Below are 21,129 nucleotides of genomic sequence, written 5' to 3'. Positions count from 1 at the left end.
CCGGATGTCCGGCCCGACACGCTCGGGACGGATATCCCACGACCGGATCGGGGCCCGTCGCATCATGGCGGGCAGGATGACTGCTCCGCACCCGATCCCAGCCCGCCCCGGCGGGGAGGTCGCCCCCACGGGCGCGACCGTCGCCGTCGCGCCCGACCGCACGCTCGACGGCACCGGAGCCGTCCCTCTGGTCGTCACCGTGACGGCCGTGGTCGTGACCCGCGGCCGCACCCGCTTCCTCGACGCCACCCTCGACGCGCTCGCGCGTCAGGAGCGTGCCGCGGACGAGGTCGTGGTGGTCGACGTCGGCGCGTCGGAGTCCGCCGCGCACCCCGACCTGCGCCTCGGCGGCGCCCGCTTCGTCGCGGCGTCGGGGGTCCGCAGCCTCGGCGAGGCGGTCGACCGTGCCCAGGAGGTCGTCGGCGTCCCCGAGACCGGCTGGCTGTGGATCCTGCACGACGACTCGGCCCCGGAGCCCGACGCCCTGTCCCGCCTGCTGCGCGCCGTCGAGCACTCGAGCGCCGTGGCCGTCGCGGGCTGCAAGCAGCGCCGCTGGCCGGTGGAGGCCGACGGCACCCCCGCCCCCGACGCGAGCATGCTGATCGAGGTCGGCAGCACCGTGTCGCCGCTCGGCCGTCGCATGACCGGCATCGACGACACCGAGATCGACCAGGGGCAGCACGACGCCCGCGAGGACGTGCTCGCCGTCGGGCTGGCGGGCGCCCTCGTGCGGGCGCACGTCTGGGCCGAGCTGGGCGGCACCGACCCGGAGCTCGGCCCGTTCGGCGACGGCCTCGACCTGTGCCGGCGGGCCCGGCTCGCCGGTCACCGCGTGGTCGTGGTGCCCGACGCCGTCGTGAAGCACGCGCAGGCCTCGCTGCTGGGGCTGCGCGGACGCGGGGCCCTGGCGCCCGACCTCGAGGCGTCCCGCTACGCCCGCCGCCGCAGCCAGCTCTACCTGCGCCTCGTCGAGGCACCGCTCCCGCTGCTGCCGTTCGTCTGGCTCGCCACCCTCCTGTGGGCGCCGTTCGCGGCCATGTACCGGCTGGCGCTCAAGCGGCCCGCGCACGCCCGGGACGAGCTCGTGGCCGCCGTGGTCACGACGCTGCGCCTGGTGCCGCTCTACCGTGCCCGCCGGCGCGCGGCCCGCACCCGCCGCCTCCCGCGCCGCGTGCTGACGCCGCTGCTCGGCACGTGGCGGCAGGTGGCCGGCGAACGCCGCGACGCGCGCCTGGCCCGTGCGGAGGCGCAGCGCGCCCGGTGGGCGCCGAGCGAGCTGGAGCGTGCCGACCTGCGGCGCCTCGGGCGCACGCGCCGCACGGTGCTCGCGGTCGTGGTGGTCGTGGTGGTGGCGCTCGACGTCGCCCTCTTCGGCCCGTGGCAGGGCGTGCTGGCCGACGGCGGACGGGTCGTGGGCGGTGGGCTGCTGCCGGCGCCCGGCACCGTGGGCGACGTCTGGGAGGCGGCGACGTCGGGCTGGGTGCGCGACGGCCTCGGGGTGCGTGCGCCCGCCGACCCGCTGCTCGTGCCGCTCACCGCGTTCGCCGTGCTGGCGGGCGGCGGGCTGCAGACGGCGGTGAACGCGCTGGTCCTCCTCGCGCTGCCGCTGGCCGCCCTCGGCGGCTGGTTCGCGGCCGGAGCGCTGACGAGGTCGGTCGTGGTGCGCGCGGTGGCGGCGCTCGCCTGGGCGGCGGCGCCCGGCTTCCTCGCGTCGCTGGGCTCCGGCCGTCTCGGGGCGGTCGTCGTGCACCTGACGCTGCCGTGGCTGCTCGTCGCTGTGCTGCGCACCGTGGGGGTCCAGGCGCGGGACGTCGCGCTCGCGCCCGGACGGCGCCGCGGGTCCCTGGGCGCGGCCGGTGCCGCCGGCCTGCTGCTCGCGGTCGCGGTGTGCGCGGCCCCGGTGCTGCTCCCCGTGGCCGTGGTGCTGATCGGGGTCGGCGCCCTGCTGGTGCGCCGCGCGTGGCGGTCGCTGCTGCTGGTGCTGCTGCCGGCCGTCGTCGTGCCGCTGCCGTTCTGGGGCGAGGTGCTCGGCACCTGGTCGGACGGCGGGTGGCGCCTGCTCGTGGCCGAGCCGGGAGCCCCGCTGGTCGCGTCCGGCCCGCCGACGGCGGTGGAGCTGCTGCTCGGCCTGCCCGGGGACACCGCGTGGTTCGAGCCCTGGCTCGGGACCGACGGTACGCTCGGGCGGGTCGCCGTCGTGGGCCCGGCCCTGCTGGGCGGCGCCGTCCTGGTGCTGGCGGCCGTCGCGCTGGTGCGGCCGCGGGCCGTGCGCGGGGTGCGCCTGGCGTGGCTCGCCGGGGCGGCGGGCCTGACGACGGCCGTGCTCGCCGTCGCGACGGCGGTGGCGAGCGGGTCGGCGGGCGACGGCACGGCAGCGAGCGTGACCGGCTGGCCCGGCGTCGGGCTGTCGGTCCTGCTGCTCGCGCTGGGCGCCGCCGCGATCTGCGCGCTGCCGTCGACGGGACGGGTGCCCACGGCGGAGCCCGTCGGCCGGGAGCCGCGCGGGACGCGGAGGGTCGCGTCCGTGGGAGTCGTCGCGGTCGCCGTGGTGGCCCTCGCGCTGCCGGCGGCGCAGCTCGCGTCGTGGGCGCTCGGTTCCACCGGCGGCCGGGTGGGCGACCTGCGCGCGGCCGAGACCGCCGTGGTGCCCGCCGTCGGCACCCAGATGCAGGCGCCCCCACGGTCGGCCCGGGTGCTGCAGCTCGACCGGGTGCAGCCGGGCGGCGACGCCGACGCGTCGGGCGAGGCGGTGGTCGACTACGCGCTTCTGCACGCGGACGGCACCCGGCTCGAGGACTCCTCCACGGTGGTGCGCGCCCGCGCCGCCGGCCTGGTGGGCGGCGCCGAGCGCACCGACACCGCGTTGCTGGACCAGGTCGTGGCGGAGGTCGCGACCGGACGCTCGACCGACGTCGTCGACCGGCTCGCGGCGCTCGGCATCGGGGCCGTTCAGGTCCCCGCCGGCGGCGACGCGGAGCTCGCCACCACGCTCGACCTCGTCCCGGGCCTCGCGCGCGTGACCGAGGATGGCACGCTCGTCTGGCGCGTCACGACCGACGGCCCCGCGCCGGGCTGGGCGACCGTGCTCGAGGGCGGCGACGCCGCGCCCACGCCGTTCTTCGCCCCGAAGGACGCGGTGCGCACGGTGCCGTCCGACGGGACGAGCGCCGGCGGCCGGCTCGCCCCGGGCGGTGAGGACCGCACGCTGCGGATCGCGGAGACGGCGGACTCCGGCTGGCACGCGACGCTCGGCGGGCAGCGGCTCCCGGCCGTCGGCGCCGGGGGGACGCAGGCGTTCGCGGTCGGCGCCGAGACGGGCCACGTGCGGGTGTGGTTCGAGGCGCCGCACCGGACCGCCTGGCTCGCCGCCGCGGGGCTGGTCCTCCTGGTGCACGCGTTGCTGGCGCTGCCGGTCGGACGGCGGCGGGGACGATGACGGCGCCCCGGAAGGGCGCCGGGAAGGCGGGCGAGGACGTGCGGACGACCCGGGTGCCGCGCGGCGTGCGCGCCACGGCGGCGGCGGTCACCGGGGTGGTGACCGTCGGTGCGCTGGCGGCGGTGGCCGTGCTGGGCGACCAGTGGGCGCAGTCGTGGACGGGTGCGGAGCAGCAGGCCGTGGCCGCGGGGACGCGCACCGTCGGGGTGCAGCCGGCGGACGCCACGCTCGTCTGCCCGACGCCGGTCGCGCTGCCGGACGGCGCCGACGTCGGTGACCAGCAGTTCGACGCGACGCCGGTGCCGACGACCAGCGGTCTCGGGGCGTTCGTGCTGGGCGGCGCGGAGGACGGCGCGCGCACCACGGCCCTCGGCGGCAAGGAGTCGGAGGAGCTCGCCACGGGCGAGGCCGCGGCCGCCTGGCAGGGCGGCGTGGACGCCACTCGCGTGCTGCGGGCGACGCCGGTGGCCGACGAGCCGTTCCGCGCGGCCGGGACGATGGGGTCGGTCACGACGCAGGGCGACCTGCGCGGGCTCGGGGCGGGTGCGTGCACCGCGCCGTCGACGTCGCAGTGGCTGGTGGGAGGCAGCACGGAGGTGGGCTCGACCGCCACGCTCACGGTGCAGAACCCGTCGGAGCAGCCCGCCACGGTGGCCCTCGACGTGTACGGGCCGGGCGGCCCCGTCGCCCTCGGCGGCCAGGGGACGTTCACCGTCGCGCCCCACGAGCAGGTCACGACCCGGCTGGAGTCCGTCGCGCCGGAGCAGGGCCGTCTCGCGGTCAACGTGCGCGCGGCCGGCGCCCGGGTCAACGCGAGCCTGCAGACCCAGGCCATCGACGGCCTGCTGCCTGCCGGGGTGGACCTGCTGACGGCCGGCGCGTCGCCGCGGGAGTCGCTCGCGGTCGGGGCGGTGCGGAGCCGGGGCGAGGCGGTGGACGACCCGCACGCCCCACGGCTGCGGCTCCTGGCGCCCGGGGAGAAGGACGGGACGGCGCGCGTCACCGTGTACGGGCCGTCGGGGCCGGTGGTGCTGCGCGGCGCCGACGAGGTCGAGCTGGAGGCCGGCGCCGTGACGGACGTGCCCCTCGGAGGGCTGCCCGACGGCTGGTACACGATGGTCGTCGACGCGGACGTGCCGGTCGTGGGCGCCGCACGGACGGACCAGCCGGGACGACAGCCGGACGACTCCGTGGTGGACGGCACCCCGTACGACGTGGCGTGGTCGGCGGCCCAGCCGGTCCACGCGTCGGACGGCGCCGGACCCGCGGGCCAGCTGGCCGTGCCGGGTGGCGTGCGGACGGGCCTCACGCTCGCCGCCGTGTCGCCCGACCGCGGCCCCGACGCCGACCCCGAGGGCACGGCGGGCGTCACGGTGCGGGTCTACGACGCGTCGGGCGCCGAGATCGGCAGCGAGGACGTCGAGCTCACCGCCGGCGTGACGACGCCCGTCGCGCTCGAGGACGTCGTGGCGGAGGGCACGGCACCCGCCGGGGTGAGCGTCGACCGCGCCGACGGGGGCAGCGCCGACCTGGCGCTCACGTGGGCCGCCGTGCTGCGCGCCGACGACGGCACGGACGACTCCGGGGCCCTGCTGGCCGCCGCCGCCCCGACCGCCGCCGTCACGACCCCCGGCGCCGTCGAGGTGCGCACCGTCGACGCCGGTTGACGACCTGTCAGACCCACGTCCCGCCATTCCCGGTCCCGGTTCTGGCAGCTCCTGGCTCCGGGACTTGTCAGAACCAGGGCGTGCTCGACCCCCCGTGGCTCTGACAATTCGCGGGTCAGGAGTCGTAGCCGGGGTCGATCTCCTCGGGCGTGCGGGCCAGCAGGTGCGCCACCTGCTCGACGACGACGTCGCGCACCAGGTCGGCGCGGTCGGCGTCGTCGGCGGCGCGGAAGTCCACCGGGCGGCGGTACACCACGACGCGCGCCGGCCGGCCGGCCTCGGCCGGGAAGCAGCGGCCCAGCGGGACGCCGTCGGACTCCCACGGTGCGGGCTCGGACGGCGGCACGTCCTCGACGGCGAACTCCGTGCCGGCGAGCTGCGGGCCCCAGCGGCGCTGCAGCAGCTCGACGACGTCGAGCACCAGGTCGTCGAACTGCTCCGCGCGGGTGCGGTACGCCGGCATCCCCGGCGGCAGGAGCGGTCCGCGCACCCCGCGACCACGGCGGTCGCGACGACGGGCCGGGGGGACGGCGGCGGGGTCGGGAGCGGGGCCGGGCGCCGGAGCGGGTTCGGGGCGGTGCTCGGGGCGGGGGGCGTGCTGCACCCGTCGAGCCTACGGCCGATCGCGATGCCGGAGCCCGAGCCGGTCCCGAAGCTGTCCCGACGCCGGTCGCGACGCCCCGTCCCGCCGTCGCTGCCGGGGTCACGGTGCGGTCACGACCCGCACCGACCGGCGAGCCCCGCGCACGCGCCCCCGGCCGCGGCGTATTCTCCCCGCGTGAGATCGGTGAGGCAGTGCTCGCGCACGGCATGCACGCATGCCGCCGTCGCGACGCTCACGTACGTGTACGCGGACTCCACGGCCGTGCTGGGTCCGCTCGCGCAGCACGCCGAGCCGCACAGCTACGACCTGTGCGCCCAGCATGCCGAAGGGCTGACGGCGCCCCGCGGGTGGGAGGTCGTGCGCCTCACCCCCGCGTTCGAGGAGCCGGCCCCGTCGCCCGACGACCTGTCCGCGCTGGCGGAGGCCGTCCGCGAGGCGGGGCGGGTGCGCCAGGAGCCGGCGGGCGAGCCGTCGTCGGTCACCGAGACCGCCCGTCGCGGCCACCTGCGCGTGCTGCGCGAGGCCGACTGACGCGTCGCGGTCGTCGCCGCGGCCCGGTCAGGGGACCCAGGCGCACACCGCGTGCCCGGCGCCCGACAGCCTGAGCTCCCCGGCGTCGTGCGGCACGAACACGGAGCCGCCGCGGTGCAGCGTCGCGGGGGCGGGGCAGCCCTCGGCGACGAGCTTGAGGTCGCCGGAGAGGCACAGCACGATCCGGGGTCCCTCGGCGGGCAGCTCGACGTCCTCGACCGGGTCGACGTCGGCCACGGTGAGCGCGAACTCCCGCACCGGGGCGCGGTAGGTGGTCACCTGGCCGCGCCCGCCCGCGGATCGCGTGCGCGGCGGTTGCGGCGGGCGCGGCACGAACGACGCGCACTCGACCAGGGCGGCCTCGTCGACCAGCTTCGAGGTGAGGCCCGCCCGCAGCACGTTGTCCGACGACGCCATGATCTCGACCCCGAGCCCGGACAGGTACGCGTGCACCTCGCCCGCCGGGAGGAAGAGACCCTGGCCGGGGTCGAGGGTGACCCGGTTCAGCAGCAGCGACGCGAGCGCGGCGGGGTCGCCCGGGTGCTGCTGGGCGAGCTGCAGCACGGTCGCGTCGGCGCGGGACGACGGCGAGCCCCCGGCCAGGCGCGCGGTGACGGAGGCGACGGTGGTCGCGACGTCGGCCGGCGCGCCCGGGTCGCGGCGCGCGGCGACGAGGCGGGAGAACGCGGCCTTGACGCCGCCGGGGGAGCGGTCGTCCCGCAGGACGGCGCGGACGGCGTCCACGAGGCCGCCGTCGAGGCCGTCGAGCAGGTCGAGGACGGCGCGCGGCGCCCGGAACCCGGCCAGCCCCTCGAACTCGGTCAGCGCGACGACCATCTCGGGCTTGTGCTGGTCGTCGTGGAACGAGCGGCCCGGGTCGCCCGGGGGCAGGCCCTGCCGGTTCTCCCGGTTGAACCCGGCGCGGGCGGCGTGCGGCTTCGGGTGCACCTGCAGCGACAGCGCCCGCTCGGCCGCGAGGACCTTGAGCAGGTAGGGCAGCCGGGGCCCGTACTCGTCCGCGACCCGGCGGCCCAGCATCGCGTCCGGGGCGGAGCGCACGAGCTCCAGCAGGGAGCCGTCGCCGTTCACCCGCGACGGCGCGCTGGGATGGGCGCCCAGCCAGAGCTCGGCGGCCGGCGTGCCGTCGGGCTCGGTGCCCAGCAGCTCCTGGATCCGCGTGCGCGAGCCCCAGTCGGCGTGCTGGACCGTGTTCTCCAGCGGGTAGAGCTCAGGCACGGGACCACCCTTCCACACGTGCGCCCGCGCGGCGCCGCCCGCGCCGGAAGTCCGCCCGCAGAACCACCCGCCCCGGGGCGCGGCAGGCACGTACGCTGTGGGGCGTGACGATCGACCTGGCCGACATCATCAAGGCGTACGACGTGCGCGGCATCGTGCCCGACCAGCTCTCGCCGGACGTGGCCCGCGCGATCGGCGCCGCCTTCGCCCGCGTGGTGGCGGCACCGGAGGGCGCGACCCGGGTCGTCGTCGGGCACGACATGCGCGAGTCCGGGCCGGAGCTGGTCGACGCGTTCACCGCGGGCGTGACCGCGGCCGGCGTCGACGTCGTGCGGATCGGCCTGTGCTCCACGGACGGGCTTTACCACGCGTCGGGCGCGCTGGACGCCCCGGGGGCGATGTTCACGGCGTCCCACAACCCCGCCGTCTACAACGGCATCAAGCTGTGCCGCGCGGGGGCCCGGCCCGTCGGGCAGGACACCGGCCTGGCCGACGTCCGCGACCTCGCGCAGCGCCTGCTCGGCGCCCCGTCGGCCGACCCCTCCGACGACGATGCGGCGGCGACGCCCGGCACGGTCTCCGACGTCGACACCCTGGCCGACTACGCGGCGTTCCTGCGCGGTCTCGTCGACGTGTCGGGGATCCGGCCGCTCAAGGTCGTGGTGGACGCCGGCAACGGCATGGCCGGGTACACCGTGCCCGCGGTGCTGGACACGGCCGCCGGCCTGCCGGCGCTGCCGCTCGACGTCGTCCCGCTGTACTTCGAGCTGGACGGCAGCTTCCCGAACCACGAGGCCAACCCGCTGGACCCGAAGAACCTCGAGGACCTGCGTGCCGCCGTCGTCGAGCACGACGCCGACCTGGGCCTCGCGTTCGACGGCGACGCCGACCGCTGCTTCGTCGTCGACGAGCACGGCGACGCGGTCTCGCCGTCTGCGGTGACGGCGCTGGTGGGGCTGCGCGAGGTGGCCAAGGAGCTCGAGGCGGGCCGCACGCCCACGGTGATCCACAACCTCATCACGTCCCGCGCCGTGCCCGACCTGCTGCAGGCCGCGGGCGCGACGACGGTGCGTACCCGCGTGGGCCACTCGTTCATCAAGGCGCAGATGGCGGAGCACGACGCCGTGTTCGGGGGCGAGCACAGCGCGCACTACTACTTCCGCGACTTCTTCTTCGCGGACACCGGGATGCTCGCGGCGCTGCACGTGCTGGCCGCGCTCGGCGGGCAGCCGCACCCGCTGTCCGTGCTCGCGGAGATGTACTCGCCGTACGTGGCATCCGGCGAGATCAACTCGACCGTGGCGGACGCGGCCGCGGCGACGGAGCGCGTCCGCGACGCGTACGCGAGCGCCTACCCGCAGGCGGAGGTGGACACGCTCGACGGCCTCACCGTGGCGCACTGGGACGGCCACCCGCAGTGGTGGTTCAACCTGCGCGCGTCGAACACGGAGCCGCTGCTGCGGCTCAACGTCGAGGCCGCCGACGAGGACATCATGACGAAGGTGCGCGACGACGTCCTGTCGCTCGTGCGGACGGAGGACGCATGACCAGCTCGATCGACCCGTGGGTGCGCTCGATCCTGCGCTGCCCGGTGACGGGCGCGGAGCTCGTCGACGCCGTCGGCCCGGACGGCGAGCCCGAGCTGCGCTCGACCGACCCCGAGCGGCCCCTGGCGTACCCGGTGCGCGACGGCGTCCCCGTGCTGCTGGAGAGCGACGCCCGCCCGCTGTGACCCGGGCCCTGCCCTAGGACACCGCGGTGATCTTCGTGATCCACGCCGCGGGCATCGACCCGGCGGTCGTGCGGGCGCCCACCTTCGCGCGCATCGTGTCGGCCTTGCCCGTGACCGTCGCGGTCTTCCCGGTCGAGGACGTGGCCGTGAGCGTGCGCACCTGACCGCTCGACCACTTCGCCGTGACCTTGATCGACTGCACGTTCGACAGTCCGAAGAGCGAGCGGGCCTGCGACTGGGTGAGCTTGCGGGTCCACGACGCGTACGAGTTGCCCGGGGCCGCCTTGCTGTACGGGTCGGACACCGAGCGCTCGTAGGCGATCCTCGACGACCAGACGTCCTCCGAGTTCGCCGTCCGCCCGCCGCTGGACGAGTAGTAGTGCGCGGCCACCGCGGTGCCGCCGTACGTCAGCACCCGGGCCCTGGTGCGGCTGGACGTGGTGGCGTCGACGCCCTTCTTCCAGACCTTGCCGTACCTGGCGTCCGTGCCCTCGCTCTCCTTCTTCCAGCCCGAGTAGTACTGGTCGCGCACGTCGTCGACGACGTTGCACCGGCACGCGGCGAGGAGCGGCTTGGTCATGACGTAGGACCGGGCGGTGATCGCCTGCGCGGCCAGGGCGGACAGGCCGTCGTTGAGCCCCCACGACGACGGCATCTCCGCGATGCCGTACAGGTACTCGGTGTTGAGCAGCACGTCGTTGGTGATGTTGGGGACGCCCCCGCGGGCCGTCGTCGTGAGGCGGCCGTGCTTGTACGAGCCGTGCGCCCCGGACACCGTCGCGACCGCCGTCCTCCCGGTGGGCTTGTAGTACCGGGTGCCCGACCAGGTGATGCGCAGCAGCTGGTCGTAGTACCTCTTGTCGTTCACCGTGATCCGGGACCGTCCGCCGGCCGTGACCGTGACCGCGAAGGTCTCCGTGCCGGAGCCGGAGGCCAGGGTCTTGCCGTCCTCGTCGGCGAGGCGCCAGTCGCCGCCGCTCACCGTGACCGTGGTCGTCGTCCTCGAGTCGCCGTAGCCGGACCGCCCGAGGGGGTCCTTGCCGTAGACCTGGACCAGGATGTTGTTGCCGGTCGTGTCCTTCCAGGCGACCTTCCCGCCGGAGTAGTAGTGCTGGAGGATGCTCCAGCTGGCGGACCCCTGCCGCGCCATCTGATAGGCGCCGTACTGCGGCATCCCCACGCCGTGGCCGAAGCCCGAGCCGGTGAGCGTGAAGGACGACGGGACCGCGGCCTCGGCGGACGTCGCGGCCACCACGGTGCCGCTCACCGCCAGCAGGCCGGCGACGGCCGCGGCCACGGCGCGCCGCAGCCGGCGCCGCGGTCCGGGCCTCCCAGGTCGTCGGGCCACGGTCGACAGTGTCGAGAGCTCGTGCGTCATCGTCATGCACCCCCTCATGCACTGTGCCTCAGGGGCGGCGCACGAGCATCCGGAGGAGAAGGATCCCCGTTCGAGGTGCTGGTCGACCGATCCGTCCCTATCGTCGTGCGGGTCAGGTGCCCGGCGCGACGATGCGCGACCTCGATCGGCCCAGAGATCGCCCGAAGATCGCCCGAAGATCGACCAGAGCTGGACGAGCGGAGACGAGCATGACGACGACACGCAGGGTTCGACGGGCGGCCCGGACCGCCGTCACGACGTCGACCGTCGTGGCGCTGGCCCTCGCGGGGGTCGTGCTCCCCACGGTCTCCCTCCCCGTCCCGAAGGCGCACGCCGTCGCCCCGGACGTGGAGGACGTCCCGGTGCGCGGCATCGACGCCGGCGCCCGGCACGAGAAGGGGGCGCTCGCCGACGCCGTCGGGCACGAGCACGACGCCGCGGCCGAGGCCGCCGGGAACACCGCCGCGGTGGAGGGTGCCGAGACGCTGAGCGACGTCCCGACGCCCGAGCCGGACGAGGGGGCGCTCGCTGCGCTGAGCGAGCGCACCACGACGCAGGACTTCCTGGTCGCCGGGGTGACGTGGGACGGGACGTCCACCGCGGCGGTGACCGAGGTGGCGGTCCGTGTGCGCGAGTCCGGGACGTGGAGCGAGTGGCAGTCGCTCGGCATCGACGACATCGGGCTGCCCGGCAGCCGGGCGGGGACCGAGCCGCTCGTGACGGCGGGGGCCGACGGCGTCCAGGTCCGCGTGCGCACCGAGAGCGGGGTGCCGCCGACCGGCCTGAAGGTCGACGTCGTGGACCCGGGGACCTCGCGGGCCGACGCGTCCGTGGGCGACGACCAGGCCCCCGCGGCGTCCGCCGACGCGGGCACCGGGACCGAGATCCGCCCGAAGATCGTCAGCCGCTCCGGGTGGGGTGCGGACGAGTCCCTGTCCGGGAAGTGGCCGGAGATCTCGGGCAAGCTCAAGGCCATCTACATCCATCACACGGCGGGCACCAACAGCTACAAGGAGAGCCAGTCCGCGGCGCTGGTGCGCGGCGTCTACGCCTATCACACGAAGTCCCGGGGCTGGCCCGACATCGGCTACCAGTTCCTCGTGGACAAGTACGGCAACATCTTCGAGGGGCGCAAGAAGTCGCGGTGGGACAACCCGGTCGGCGCGCAGGCCGGCGGGTACAACACCGGCACCATCGGGATCTCGGCGATGGGGAACTTCGACACGGCGAGGCCGTCGAGCGCGCTCGTCACGGCGCTCGCCAGGGTCGTCGCCTGGAAGAGCTATCGGTACGGGATCAACCCGCGCGGGACGGTGGTGCTCCCGACCGGCGGGAGCACGGGCTCGGGGACGCGCGCCAAGCCCGGCACCGACGTCAGGGTGCCGACGGTGCTCATGCACCGGACCACCAACCTGACGGCCTGTCCGGGGCAGTACCTGGCGGCCAAGATGGGCACGATCCGCTCGGGCGCCGACTCGCGGCGGGACGCCGCGATCAAGAAGTACGGCGGGATAGCCCCGACGGTCAAGGCGCCGACGCGCGTCGACCCGACGTCGAACCAGGTGCCGGTGCAGTGGAACGGCAGCTCCACGTACCGGTGGAAGCCGGTCTCGGGTGCGTCGAGCTACCAGGTGCTGCAGCGCTACGCGAGGTGGAACGAGGGCATGCCGTACACGTACTACTGGCGGGAGGTGAAGCTGACGTCCGGGACCTCGATCACGCTCGGCCAGAGCGCCGGCCAGTCCCGCGAGCTCGCGGTGCGGGCCGTCGACCCCGACCATCGCCGCGGACCGCTCACCACGCTGGCGCGGACCAACAGGGCGATCAGTCCCTCCAGCTGGAAGAAGTCGTCCGGGTGGAAGAAGGTCACCGGCTCGTCCTACTTCGGCGACTACGCGTACCGCACGACGACGAAGGGCGCCTACGTCCAGCTCCCGGGCGCGAAGCAGGTGCGTCGCGTCGTGATCCGCGGGGCGACCAGCCCCTCGGACGGTCGCCTGCAGGTGCGGGTCGGCGGGAAGGCGATCGAGACGCTGGACTTCGGCAGGGCGTCCGACGGCGACCGGATCTTCACGGTGTGGGTGCCGAGGACGAGCGGCACTGTCACGCTCAAGACGCTGGACTCCGGCAAGCAGGTGCGGATCAGCAAGATCGCCCTGACGAGGTGGTAGCGGACGGTGCCTGAGAGGCCGGTCGGCGGGGACGACCGGCGGCGGACGCTAGGGTCGGGCGCGTGCACCTGGCGCAACAGCTGATCCTGACGCTCCCACCCGACCGCCGAGCCCTGGCCGTGGAGGAGGGGCCCGCCGTCGTCGCCGACGGCGCGGTCCGCGTGCCTGCGGGCAGGAGCCAGGGGCTCGCCACCTACTTCTCCGCGTTCCCCGCCTCCTACTGGGTGCGCTGGGCGGGCGCCGGGACCGTGCGGCTGGAGGTCGCCGCGGCCGGCGCCGGCACGCTGCGACTCGTCCGCTCGGACGCGCGCGGTGCCGCGTCGGTCGTGGGGTCCGCGCCGGTCGACGGCGGCACGGTGACGCTCGACGCCGACGTCTCGGGCATGGCCGACGGCGGCTGGCTGTGGTTCGAGGTGGAGGCGGGCGACGCGGACGTCCTGGTCACCGACGCGCGTTGGCTCGTGGACGTCGCGCCGCGGCGGACGGGCGACGTGTGCCTGTCGATCACCACGATGGACAAGCCGGAGTACTGCGTCGCGACGCTGCGCCGGATCGCGTCGTCGGAGGCGCTCCGCGGCGCGGTCGGGACGGTGTTCGTGATCGACCAGGGCACGCGACGCCTGGTCGACCATCCCGACTACCCGGAGGTGGCCGCGGCCCTCGGCGACCAGCTCACGGTCGTCGAGCAGGGCAATCTCGGCGGCTCCGGGGGCTTCTCGCGCGGCATGCTCGAGACGCTGGACCGCGACGGCGCGGACGCCGTGCTCATCCTCGACGACGACGTCGAGGTGGAACCCGAGGCGCTGCTCCGCGCGATCCGGTTCCACCGCGCCGCGCGCGAGCCCGTCGTCGTGGGCGGGCACATGCTCGACCTGAACCGCCCCACGGTGCTCAACTCCTTCAGCGAGGTGGTCCACGAGGGGACCTTCAACTGGGGTCCGCCCGAGGCCGACCAGCAGTGGCACGACCTGGCCGCCGCGCCGCTACGGGACACCCCCTGGCTGCACGCGCGCGGCGAGAGCGACTTCAACGGCTGGTGGATGTGCCTCATCCCCACCGCCGTGCTGCGCGACGTCGGGCTGTCGCTGCCGCTGTTCCTCAAGTGGGACGACGCCGAGTTCGGGCTGCGCGCGCGGGACGCCGGCCACGCCACGGTGTCCTTCCCGGGCGCGGCGCTGTGGCACGTGGCGTGGACGGAGAAGGACGACACCGTTGAGTGGCAGGCGTACGTGCACGTGCGCAACCGGATCGTCGCGGCGCTGCTGCACGCCCGCCGCCCGCGCGGCGGCCTGCTCCTGGCGAACCTGCTCGCCACCGACCTCAAGCTGCTGCTGGGGATGCGGTACTACCCGGTGGACCTGCACGTCCGAGCGCTGCGCGACCTGCTCGCCGGGCCGGGCGACCTGCACGCGGGGCTCGGCGACGTCGTCCCCGCGTCGCGCGCCGTGGGCGCGGCCTACCCCGAGACGACCACGTACCGGCCCGGGGACGCGGTGTTCGACGCCGCGGTGGCGCGGCGCTGGACGGCGCCGGCCCGGCCGAAGCCCACCTCGCCGGTGGCGCTCGTGCGGCTCACGCTGCGCGGCCTGGCGCGCAACCTGCGCCCGGCGCCCGGCGGGATGCCGCGCGGCGCGCTGACCCGCGACCAGGCCACCTGGTGGGAGGTGCCGGAGCACGACTCCGTGCTGGTGCTGGCCGGCGACGGCGCGTCCGGGACCTGGCTGCGCCACGAACGGCGTCGCGTGTGGCGCCTCGCCGGCGCGACCGTGGTGGCCCACCTGCGCCTCGCGGCGCGGTGGGGCGCGGTGTCCCGGCGCTGGCGCGCCGCGGCACCGGCGCTGGCGGCGCCGGAGACGTGGCGCGCGACCTTCGCCCGTTCCGCGGGCGCTCCGCACGACGCACCGGGCGGGGTCCGGCGCCCCTCCCCGCACCACTAGGATGTGCGGGATGTCCTCTCCCACCGTCGTCGCGGTCGTCGTGTCGTACAACAGGGCCGCGCTGCTCGGCGCGGCCCTCGACGCGCTGGCCGCCCAGAGCCGGCCGATCGACCGCACGGTCGTGGTCGACAACGCGTCGACCGACGACGCCCTGCAGGTCGCGCGGTCCCACCCGAGCGCCCCGGAGGTCGTGGCGCTCCAGCGCAACACCGGCGGCGCGGGCGGCTTCGCCGTCGGCCTCGCGACCGCCGTCGCCGACCTCGAGGCCGACCTCGTGTGGCTCATGGACGACGACACGGTCCCCACCGAGACGGCGCTCGAGGCCCTGCTCGGCGCCCGCGACGCCTATGCCGGCGACGTCACCGCGATGGCGAGCCGCGTCGTGTGGACCGACGGCAGCGACCACCCGATGAACACGCCCCGCAGCCGCCCGGGGGCGTCCCCCGCCGAGGCGGCCCGGGCGCGCGCCGCCGGCGCGATGCCGGTGCGGTCGATGTCGTTCGTCTCGATGCTGGTCGACGCGGACGCGGTGCGGGAGCACGGCCTGCCCGTCAGCGACTTCTTCATCTGGAACGACGACTTCGAGTACTCCACGCGGCTGCTGCGCCGCGGCACCGGGCTGTACGTGCCGGGCAGCGTCGTCGAGCACCGCACCGCCCGGCTGGTCGGCACCGACCACGACCCCGGCCCGCGCTTCTACTACGAGGTGCGCAACAAGATCTGGACGTTCACGCGGTCGTCCGCGCTCGCGCCCTCCGAGCGGCTGCTCTACGGCGGCTCCACGCTGCGCCGCTGGGCCCGCACCGTCGCGCGCTCGTCCGACCGCGGCACCCTGCTCAAGGCCGGCGGCCGCGGGCTGTGGCACGGCGTCGTGCGCCGGCCGCGGGCCGACAGCGAGGTGCTCGCCGGCGTCGGGCCCGCCGCCCTCAGCGTGGCGCGCGTCGAGCGGGGGCAGGACGGCGACGGCATGACATCTGAGCGCCCGACTGTTAATCGGACGGTCGTTGGTTCTGCGTCCGATGCACCAGTTGTTGCTCGCGGCGTTCTCGACGACCACCGGTTCTCCGTGCTGCTGCCCGTGTACGCGGGCGACGACGCCGCGCACCTGGAGCGCAGCTTCCTGTCCGTCACGCGCGACCAGACGCTGCGGCCGGACGAGGTCGTCGTCGTGCGCGACGGGCCCGTGGGCGAGGAGGTCGCCGCCGTGCTCGGGCGCCTGCACGAGCTCAGCGCCGTGCCCGTCACGCTGGTGCCGCTGGAGAAGAACGTGGGTCTCGCCTGCGCGCTGGAGGCCGGGCTGGAGGCGTGCAAGCACGAGATCGTGGCGCGCGCCGACGCGGACGACATCTCCCGGCCCGAGCGGTTCGCCGCGCAGGTGCCGCTCGTCGCCGCCGGGTGCGACATCGTCGGCTCGGCGATCCAGGAGTTCGACGACGACGAGCACGCGCCCGGCATGGTGCGCGTGCCGCCCACGGGCGACGCCATCGCGACCACCGCACGGTTCCGCGACCCGTTCAACCACCCGTCGGTCGTGTACCGGCGCTCGGCGGTCGCCGCCGCGGGCGGGTACGAGCACCTGGACCTCATGGAGGACTACCTGCTCTTCGCCCGCATGATCGCGGGCGGCGCGGACGCGGAGAACGTCGTCGAGCCGCTGGTGCTGTACCGCGTCGGCGCCGGGGCCTACGCGCGCCGCGGCGGCCGCCGTCTGCTGGCGTCCGAGCTCGCGCTGCAGCGCACGCTGCACGCCGAGGGCTTCCTCACCGGGCCGCAGATGGTGCGCAACGTCGTGGTGCGCGCCGGCTACCGCGTGGTGCCGGAGCGGGTGCGCAAGGCCGGGTACCGCGCGTACACCCGCCTGCGCGGCGGCTACGAGCCCGACCGACCGACCCCCTGACCAGGAGGAAAGCATGACCGACCTCGTCGTCGTCGGTACCGGGCTGTTCGGCCTGACCGTCGCGGAGCGGATGGCCGAGCAGGGGCGCAAGGTGCTCATGATCGACCGTCGTGACCACCTCGGCGGCAACGCGTACAGCGAGACGGACCCGGACACGGGGATCGAGGTGCACCGGTACGGGGCGCACCTGTTCCACACGTCGAACGAGCGGGTGTGGGAGTACGTCAACCGGTTCACGGCGTTCACGGGCTACGTGCACCGGGTGTACACGACGCACCGGGGCGAGGTGTTCCCGATGCCGATCAACCTGGGCACGATCAACCAGTTCTTCCGGTCGGCGCACGGGCCGGACGCGGCGCGGGCGCTGGTGCGCGAGCAGGCGGCGGAGCTGGGGGACAAGCGGCCGTCGAACCTGGACGAGCAGGGCGTGTCGCTGATCGGGCGGCCGCTGTACGAGGCGTTCATCCAGGGGTACACGGCCAAGCAGTGGCAGACGGACCCGCGGGAGCTGCCGGCGTCGATCATCTCGCGGCTACCGGTGCGCTACACGTACGACAACCGGTACTTCAACGACACGCACGAGGGCCTGCCGGTGGACGGGTACACGGCCTGGCTGGAGCGGATGGCCGACCACCCGAACATCGAGGTGCGGCTGTCCACCGACTTCTTCGACGACGCGCAGCCGGTGAGCAAGAAGGCCGTGGTCGGTCAGGTGCCGGTGGTGTACACCGGGCCGGTGGACCGATACTTCGACGACGCCGAGGGCTCGCTGTCGTGGCGGACGCTGGACTTCGAGCGCGAGGTGCTGCCGGTCGGCGACTTCCAGGGCACGCCGGTGATGAACTACGCGGACTCCGAGGTGCCGTACACGCGCATCCTGGAGTTCCGCCACTTCCACCCGGAGCGGGAGTACGCGAGCGACAAGACCGTCATCGTGCGCGAGTTCTCGCGGTTCGCCGAGCGCGGCGACGAGCCGTACTACCCCGTGAACACGCCCGCGGACCGCGAGCGGCTCAAGCGCTACCGCGAGCTCATGGCCGACGAGCCGGAGGTGCACTTCGGTGGCCGGCTGGGCACGTACCAGTACCTCGACATGCACATGGCGATCGGCTCCGCCCTGTCCATGGTGGACAACAAGCTCACCCCCTGACTCCGGCCCGCCTGTTCGGCAGCGCGGGACGGCGGGTCGGTCAGACGGGGAGGCCGACGTCGCGCAGCTCGCGCTCGAGGTAGGGCGTCATGGTGCGCGTGTACGTGGCGGTGAGGTGGTGCGTGTCGCGGTACACGTTGACGCCGCCGATGACGGCGGGGCAGGTGTCGTCGCGGCAGTACAGCGGGGTGAGGTCGACGAACGAGGCGCCGGGCACCTCCTCGGCGGCCTCCTCGAACACCTGCGGGTCGGGGAACGCCTGGTCCTCGGGCAGGTCGCAGCGGGTGGGGTCGGCGGCCAGACCGCCGTCGAGGCACTGCGACGGTTCCTCGTCGTGCTGCGGGTTGTCCGAGAGGGCGACGACGGGGACACCCCGCTCGGCGACGGGACGCCACGCGGCGGCGAGGTCGGACGCCTGCCGGTCCGGCTTGCCCGAGAGGAACTTGAGGGACCCGGTGGTCACGACGGCGTCCGTCGTCCCGGCGTGCCGCTCCAGCCACGGTTCGAGCTTGTCCCGCCACTCCTCGCAGGTGCGGACGCGCTCGCCGTCGGCGTCGACCGGCCCGGTCGTCCAGGCGCACGAGTTCTTCAGGTGAGCGGTGACGCTGACACGCCCCTCGGCGGCGAGCTGACGGAACGCGGGCAGCAGCGCGCGGGCGTGCGAGTCGCCGACCAGGACGACGTGCGGCACGTCGGGGTCGTCGACGGGGCCGAACGTGCAGTCCGCCAGCGCGGTCCCGTCGACGTCGACGAAGCAGTCCCGGGGTCCGGCGACGTCGTCCGCGACGGCGACGGGTGCGGGGACGACGACGTCGTCGAGAGCGGGGTTGTCGCACGGGTGCTCGGGGTCCATCTCCTCGGCGCCGAAGCACGACGGCGGGTCGGCGACGACCCGGGCCGCGATCGCCGCCTGCTCCTGCGCGCGGTGCTGCGCCACGGCGACGCCGCCCCCCGCGACGAGGGCGAGCGCGGCGGTCGCGGCCGCGGTGACGCCGAGGGCGCGGCGCGGGCGCTGCAGCCCCCAGCGCTCCGTGAAGCGCGCCGGGTCCTCCACCCAGCGCTTGGTCGCCGCGGCCAGGAGCACGACGCCGGCCAGCAGCGCCGCCCGCTCGAGCAGGCCCGCCTCGTGCCCCAGCACGAACGGGGCGAGGACGATCGCGGGCCAGTGCCACAGGTACAGCGCGTAGGAGATCTCGCCGGTCTGCTGCACGGGGCGCCAGGCGAACAGCGGCGCGGGGGAGAGGCGCCCCGCCGGCGCACCGGCGGCGATGACGGCGACCGTGCCGAGCACGGGCACGAGCGCCGCCGTGCCGGGGAAGGGCGTCGAGTCGGTGTACGCGAGGGCGCAGCCGGCGAGGATGGCCAGGCCGGCCCAGCTCAGCGCGGTGCGCACGCCGTCCGTCGTCGGCCGCCGGCCCGGGCGGGCGAGCCACAGGGCCAGCAGCGCGCCGGCGCCGAACTGCCAGGCGCGGGTCGTGGTGGCGAAGTAGGCGGGGGCGGGGTTCGCCGTCGTCAACCACAGCGAGTACGCGAACGAGGCGGCGGTGGCGGCGCCGAGGAGGAGCGTCGTCGTGCGGCGCAGGGTCCCGGCCCGCCGGGCGGCGACGGCGGTGCCGAGCAGGACGAGCAGCGGCCACACGAGGTAGAACTGCTCCTCGGTCGACAGCGACCAGTAGTGCTGGACCGGCGACGGGTCGCCGTCGGCAGCCAGGTAGTCGACCGCGTCGCCGGCCAGCACCCAGTTCTCGACGTAGAGCGTGGCGCCGAGCGTCTCGCGGAACCACTGCTGCCACAGGGACTGCGGCGCGAACAGCAGCGTCGCGACGACGGTCGCGGCGAGGACGACGTAGGCGGCGGGCAGCAGGCGGCGCGCCCGGCGCGCCCAGAACCGCGCCAGCCGGACCCGGCCCGTGGACTCCGCCTCGCGCAGCAGGTGGCCCGTGATGAGGAAGCCGGAGATGACGAAGAAGACGTCGACGCCCACGTAGCCGCCCGGCAGCCGGCCCGGCCAGAAGTGGTAGAGCACGACCAGGGCCACGGCCAGCGCGCGCAGCGCCTGGATCTCCGGGCGGAAGGTCCGAGACGGCCGGCGGGGGTCGCCGTCCGGGGCGGCGGGCGCGCCGGACGTGCGGTCGCGGACGAGCGTCGTCATGCGGAGGGATCACCGTGGAGATCGGGAGCGGAGGGCCGGTCAGGCTAACCATGAACCCGGTGCCCAGGGCAAACCGACTCGCGCACGGGATCGCCGGTTCGGCCGACGCGCCCGCCCGGTCAGGAAGCGGCGGCCCGCACCTCGCGCACGGACGGTCCGACGACGGGGGAGGCCATGGCGAGCGTCGCGAGCTCGTGCGCAGCACGGAGGCGATGGCGCAGCTCCGGCGTCGCACGGTCGGTCCACCAGGCGTCGGGCACCGCGTGCGGGACGACGGCCACACCGCGCGGCACGAGCAGCCGTGAGAGCGTGAGGGCGGCGGCGGAGGGCAGCGTGACCACGCGCTGGCCGGGCCGCAGGCCCCGCAGCCGGAGCTCCACCGGCGCTCCGGGTGCGTCCACCTCGATCCCCGGCGCCTGCTCGAGGAGTGCCGAGATCCGCGGGTCGTGGCGACGGTGCGGCACGTACCGGACAGGTCCGTCGGCGGCGACGCCACGCACCCAGGCCACGTACCGGTCGGGGTGCAGCAGCCCGTCCGCCGCCAGCGCCGACCCGAGCACCACCGTCGGCTCCGCCGGCGCGTCGGCTGCGGGCCGGCCCCGCAGCCACCCGAAGGCGTGCTCGAGCACGTCGATGCCCAGCAGGCGCAGCCAGGCGCGCAGGTCCGGGTCGAGCGGGAGGGCGGTGCACAGGCTCAGCCCGCCGTCCTCGGCCACGCGACGCATCCGGAGCGCCGCCAGCGCGCCGAGCCCGAAGCGCAGCGACCCGGGCGGGGCGCCGATCCGCACCAGCGAGCTGCCCGACGTCAGGCGGTGGGCGAGGTCGAGGATGCCGAGCCCGTCGTCCACGACGATGATGCGCTGCGGCGGCCGCAGCGCCCGGACCAGCGCGGACTGGAACGCGCCGGCGAACGGGTCCCCGACCACCACGACGTCGTGCGGCAGGCGCCGCGGCGCGGGTGCCACGTCGACGTCCAGGCCGGGGGGCAGGCCGAGGGCGCGCACGGCGTCCACGTCGCCGGAGAGGGCGGGGACGTCGGCGCGCGCCAGCACCCGGGTACGTGCGCCTGCGTGCCCGGCGGCGTGCGCCTCGACGGCGGACAGCAGCTGGAGCGGGGACTCGACGAACGCGGTCACGTCTCCACTGTCACCGGGGCGGGCGACGCGCAGGGGACGTCGGCGTGGCCGGGGGATGAACGCTCGGTGGTCGTGCGGGGACGCCCCCGTGGCCGGCCGACG

The 21,129-nt window shown here is 75.6% G+C and carries 14 protein-coding genes; 9 read left to right on the top strand and 5 right to left on the bottom strand.

Translation table 11 applies throughout. The features are described 5' to 3' along the window. Positions 1-76 precede the first annotated feature (76 nt). Positions 77-3,436: a glycosyltransferase gene (locus ACFQ8T_RS11860; protein WP_430546733.1), complete on the top strand. Its 3,360-nt coding sequence runs from the start codon at positions 77-79 to the stop codon at positions 3,434-3,436. Further along, on the top strand, positions 3,433-5,103 hold the full coding sequence (locus tag ACFQ8T_RS11855; RefSeq protein WP_430546732.1) for a DUF5719 family protein: 1,671 nt from the start codon (positions 3,433-3,435) through the stop codon (positions 5,101-5,103). The genes ACFQ8T_RS11860 and ACFQ8T_RS11855 overlap by 4 nt, the downstream gene beginning before the upstream one ends. A gap of 115 nt (positions 5,104-5,218) precedes the next feature. Here ACFQ8T_RS11855 and ACFQ8T_RS11850 read toward each other — a convergent pair whose 3' ends face one another. Continuing rightward, positions 5,219-5,707 (bottom strand): metallopeptidase family protein, encoded by a 489-nt coding sequence (locus tag ACFQ8T_RS11850; protein WP_430546731.1) that lies wholly within the window; start codon positions 5,705-5,707, stop codon positions 5,219-5,221. Positions 5,708-5,881: 174 nt separating this feature from the next. Here ACFQ8T_RS11850 and ACFQ8T_RS11845 point away from each other — a divergent pair, with 174 nt between their 5' ends. Beyond that, positions 5,882-6,238 carry a DUF3499 domain-containing protein gene (locus ACFQ8T_RS11845; protein ID WP_429764601.1) on the top strand — a complete coding sequence of 119 codons (357 nt, stop codon included), beginning with the start codon at positions 5,882-5,884 and terminating at the stop codon, positions 6,236-6,238. Between the two features lie 27 nt (positions 6,239-6,265). On the opposite strand, the gene manA is transcribed toward ACFQ8T_RS11845, so the two are convergent. Then, positions 6,266-7,474 carry a mannose-6-phosphate isomerase, class I gene (manA, locus tag ACFQ8T_RS11840; RefSeq protein ID WP_430546730.1) on the bottom strand — a complete coding sequence of 403 codons (1,209 nt, stop codon included), beginning with the start codon at positions 7,472-7,474 and terminating at the stop codon, positions 6,266-6,268. A 104-nt stretch (positions 7,475-7,578) separates the two neighbouring features. Here manA and ACFQ8T_RS11835 point away from each other — a divergent pair, with 104 nt between their 5' ends. After that, positions 7,579-9,021: a phosphomannomutase/phosphoglucomutase gene (locus tag ACFQ8T_RS11835; protein ID WP_430546729.1), complete on the top strand. Its 1,443-nt coding sequence runs from the start codon at positions 7,579-7,581 to the stop codon at positions 9,019-9,021. After that, entirely contained in the window at positions 9,018-9,206 is a 189-nt protein-coding gene (locus ACFQ8T_RS11830; protein ID WP_429764604.1) for a Trm112 family protein, read from the top strand. The genes ACFQ8T_RS11835 and ACFQ8T_RS11830 overlap by 4 nt, the downstream gene beginning before the upstream one ends. A gap of 13 nt (positions 9,207-9,219) precedes the next feature. On the opposite strand, the gene ACFQ8T_RS11825 is transcribed toward ACFQ8T_RS11830, so the two are convergent. Continuing rightward, a complete protein-coding gene (locus ACFQ8T_RS11825) occupies positions 9,220-10,590 on the bottom strand; it encodes a SpoIID/LytB domain-containing protein (protein WP_430546728.1) in 1,371 nt (456 codons plus the stop codon). A 203-nt stretch (positions 10,591-10,793) separates the two neighbouring features. Here ACFQ8T_RS11825 and ACFQ8T_RS11820 point away from each other — a divergent pair, with 203 nt between their 5' ends. The 4 genes from ACFQ8T_RS11820 to glf all read left to right on the top strand — a co-directional run bounded on the left by ACFQ8T_RS11820 (position 10,794) and on the right by glf (position 17,739). Continuing rightward, positions 10,794-12,755: a peptidoglycan recognition protein gene (locus ACFQ8T_RS11820; protein WP_430546727.1), complete on the top strand. Its 1,962-nt coding sequence runs from the start codon at positions 10,794-10,796 to the stop codon at positions 12,753-12,755. Positions 12,756-12,817: 62 nt separating this feature from the next. Next, positions 12,818-14,692 carry a glycosyltransferase gene (locus ACFQ8T_RS11815; protein ID WP_430546726.1) on the top strand — a complete coding sequence of 625 codons (1,875 nt, stop codon included), beginning with the start codon at positions 12,818-12,820 and terminating at the stop codon, positions 14,690-14,692. Positions 14,693-14,702: 10 nt separating this feature from the next. Continuing rightward, on the top strand, positions 14,703-16,589 hold the full coding sequence (locus tag ACFQ8T_RS11810; RefSeq protein ID WP_430546725.1) for a glycosyltransferase: 1,887 nt from the start codon (positions 14,703-14,705) through the stop codon (positions 16,587-16,589). A 13-nt stretch (positions 16,590-16,602) separates the two neighbouring features. Continuing rightward, positions 16,603-17,739 carry a UDP-galactopyranose mutase gene (gene glf / locus ACFQ8T_RS11805; protein ID WP_430546724.1) on the top strand — a complete coding sequence of 379 codons (1,137 nt, stop codon included), beginning with the start codon at positions 16,603-16,605 and terminating at the stop codon, positions 17,737-17,739. 40 nt (positions 17,740-17,779) lie between these two features. On the opposite strand, the gene ACFQ8T_RS11800 is transcribed toward glf, so the two are convergent. Continuing rightward, positions 17,780-19,891 carry an acyltransferase family protein gene (locus tag ACFQ8T_RS11800; protein WP_430546723.1) on the bottom strand — a complete coding sequence of 704 codons (2,112 nt, stop codon included), beginning with the start codon at positions 19,889-19,891 and terminating at the stop codon, positions 17,780-17,782. 119 nt (positions 19,892-20,010) lie between these two features. Next, positions 20,011-21,027, bottom strand: a complete 1,017-nt coding sequence (locus tag ACFQ8T_RS11795) for a hypothetical protein (RefSeq protein WP_430546722.1) — start codon at positions 21,025-21,027, stop codon at positions 20,011-20,013. Positions 21,028-21,129 lie beyond the last annotated feature (102 nt).

Origin of the sequence: Isoptericola sp. NPDC056618 (genome assembly GCF_042792715.1) — a bacterium.
Lineage (GTDB): Bacteria > Actinomycetota > Actinomycetes > Actinomycetales > Cellulomonadaceae > Isoptericola > Isoptericola nanjingensis.
This window is presented reverse-complemented; position numbering and strand designations above follow the sequence as displayed.

Excerpts from the sequence above, each read along its gene's own strand:
- ACFQ8T_RS11860 (WP_430546733.1), top strand. The coding sequence starts at position 77 with ATGACTGCTCCGCACCCGATCCCAGCCCGCCCCGGCGGGGAGGTCGCC.
- ACFQ8T_RS11855 (WP_430546732.1), top strand. The coding sequence starts at position 3,433 with ATGACGGCGCCCCGGAAGGGCGCCGGGAAGGCGGGCGAGGACGTGCGG.
- ACFQ8T_RS11830 (WP_429764604.1), top strand. The coding sequence starts at position 9,018 with ATGACCAGCTCGATCGACCCGTGGGTGCGCTCGATCCTGCGCTGCCCG.
- ACFQ8T_RS11825 (WP_430546728.1), bottom strand. The coding sequence starts at position 10,590 with ATGACGATGACGCACGAGCTCTCGACACTGTCGACCGTGGCCCGACGA.
- ACFQ8T_RS11820 (WP_430546727.1), top strand. The coding sequence starts at position 10,794 with ATGACGACGACACGCAGGGTTCGACGGGCGGCCCGGACCGCCGTCACG.
- ACFQ8T_RS11810 (WP_430546725.1), top strand. The coding sequence starts at position 14,703 with ATGTCCTCTCCCACCGTCGTCGCGGTCGTCGTGTCGTACAACAGGGCC.
- glf (WP_430546724.1), top strand. The coding sequence starts at position 16,603 with ATGACCGACCTCGTCGTCGTCGGTACCGGGCTGTTCGGCCTGACCGTC.
- ACFQ8T_RS11800 (WP_430546723.1), bottom strand. The coding sequence starts at position 19,891 with ATGACGACGCTCGTCCGCGACCGCACGTCCGGCGCGCCCGCCGCCCCG.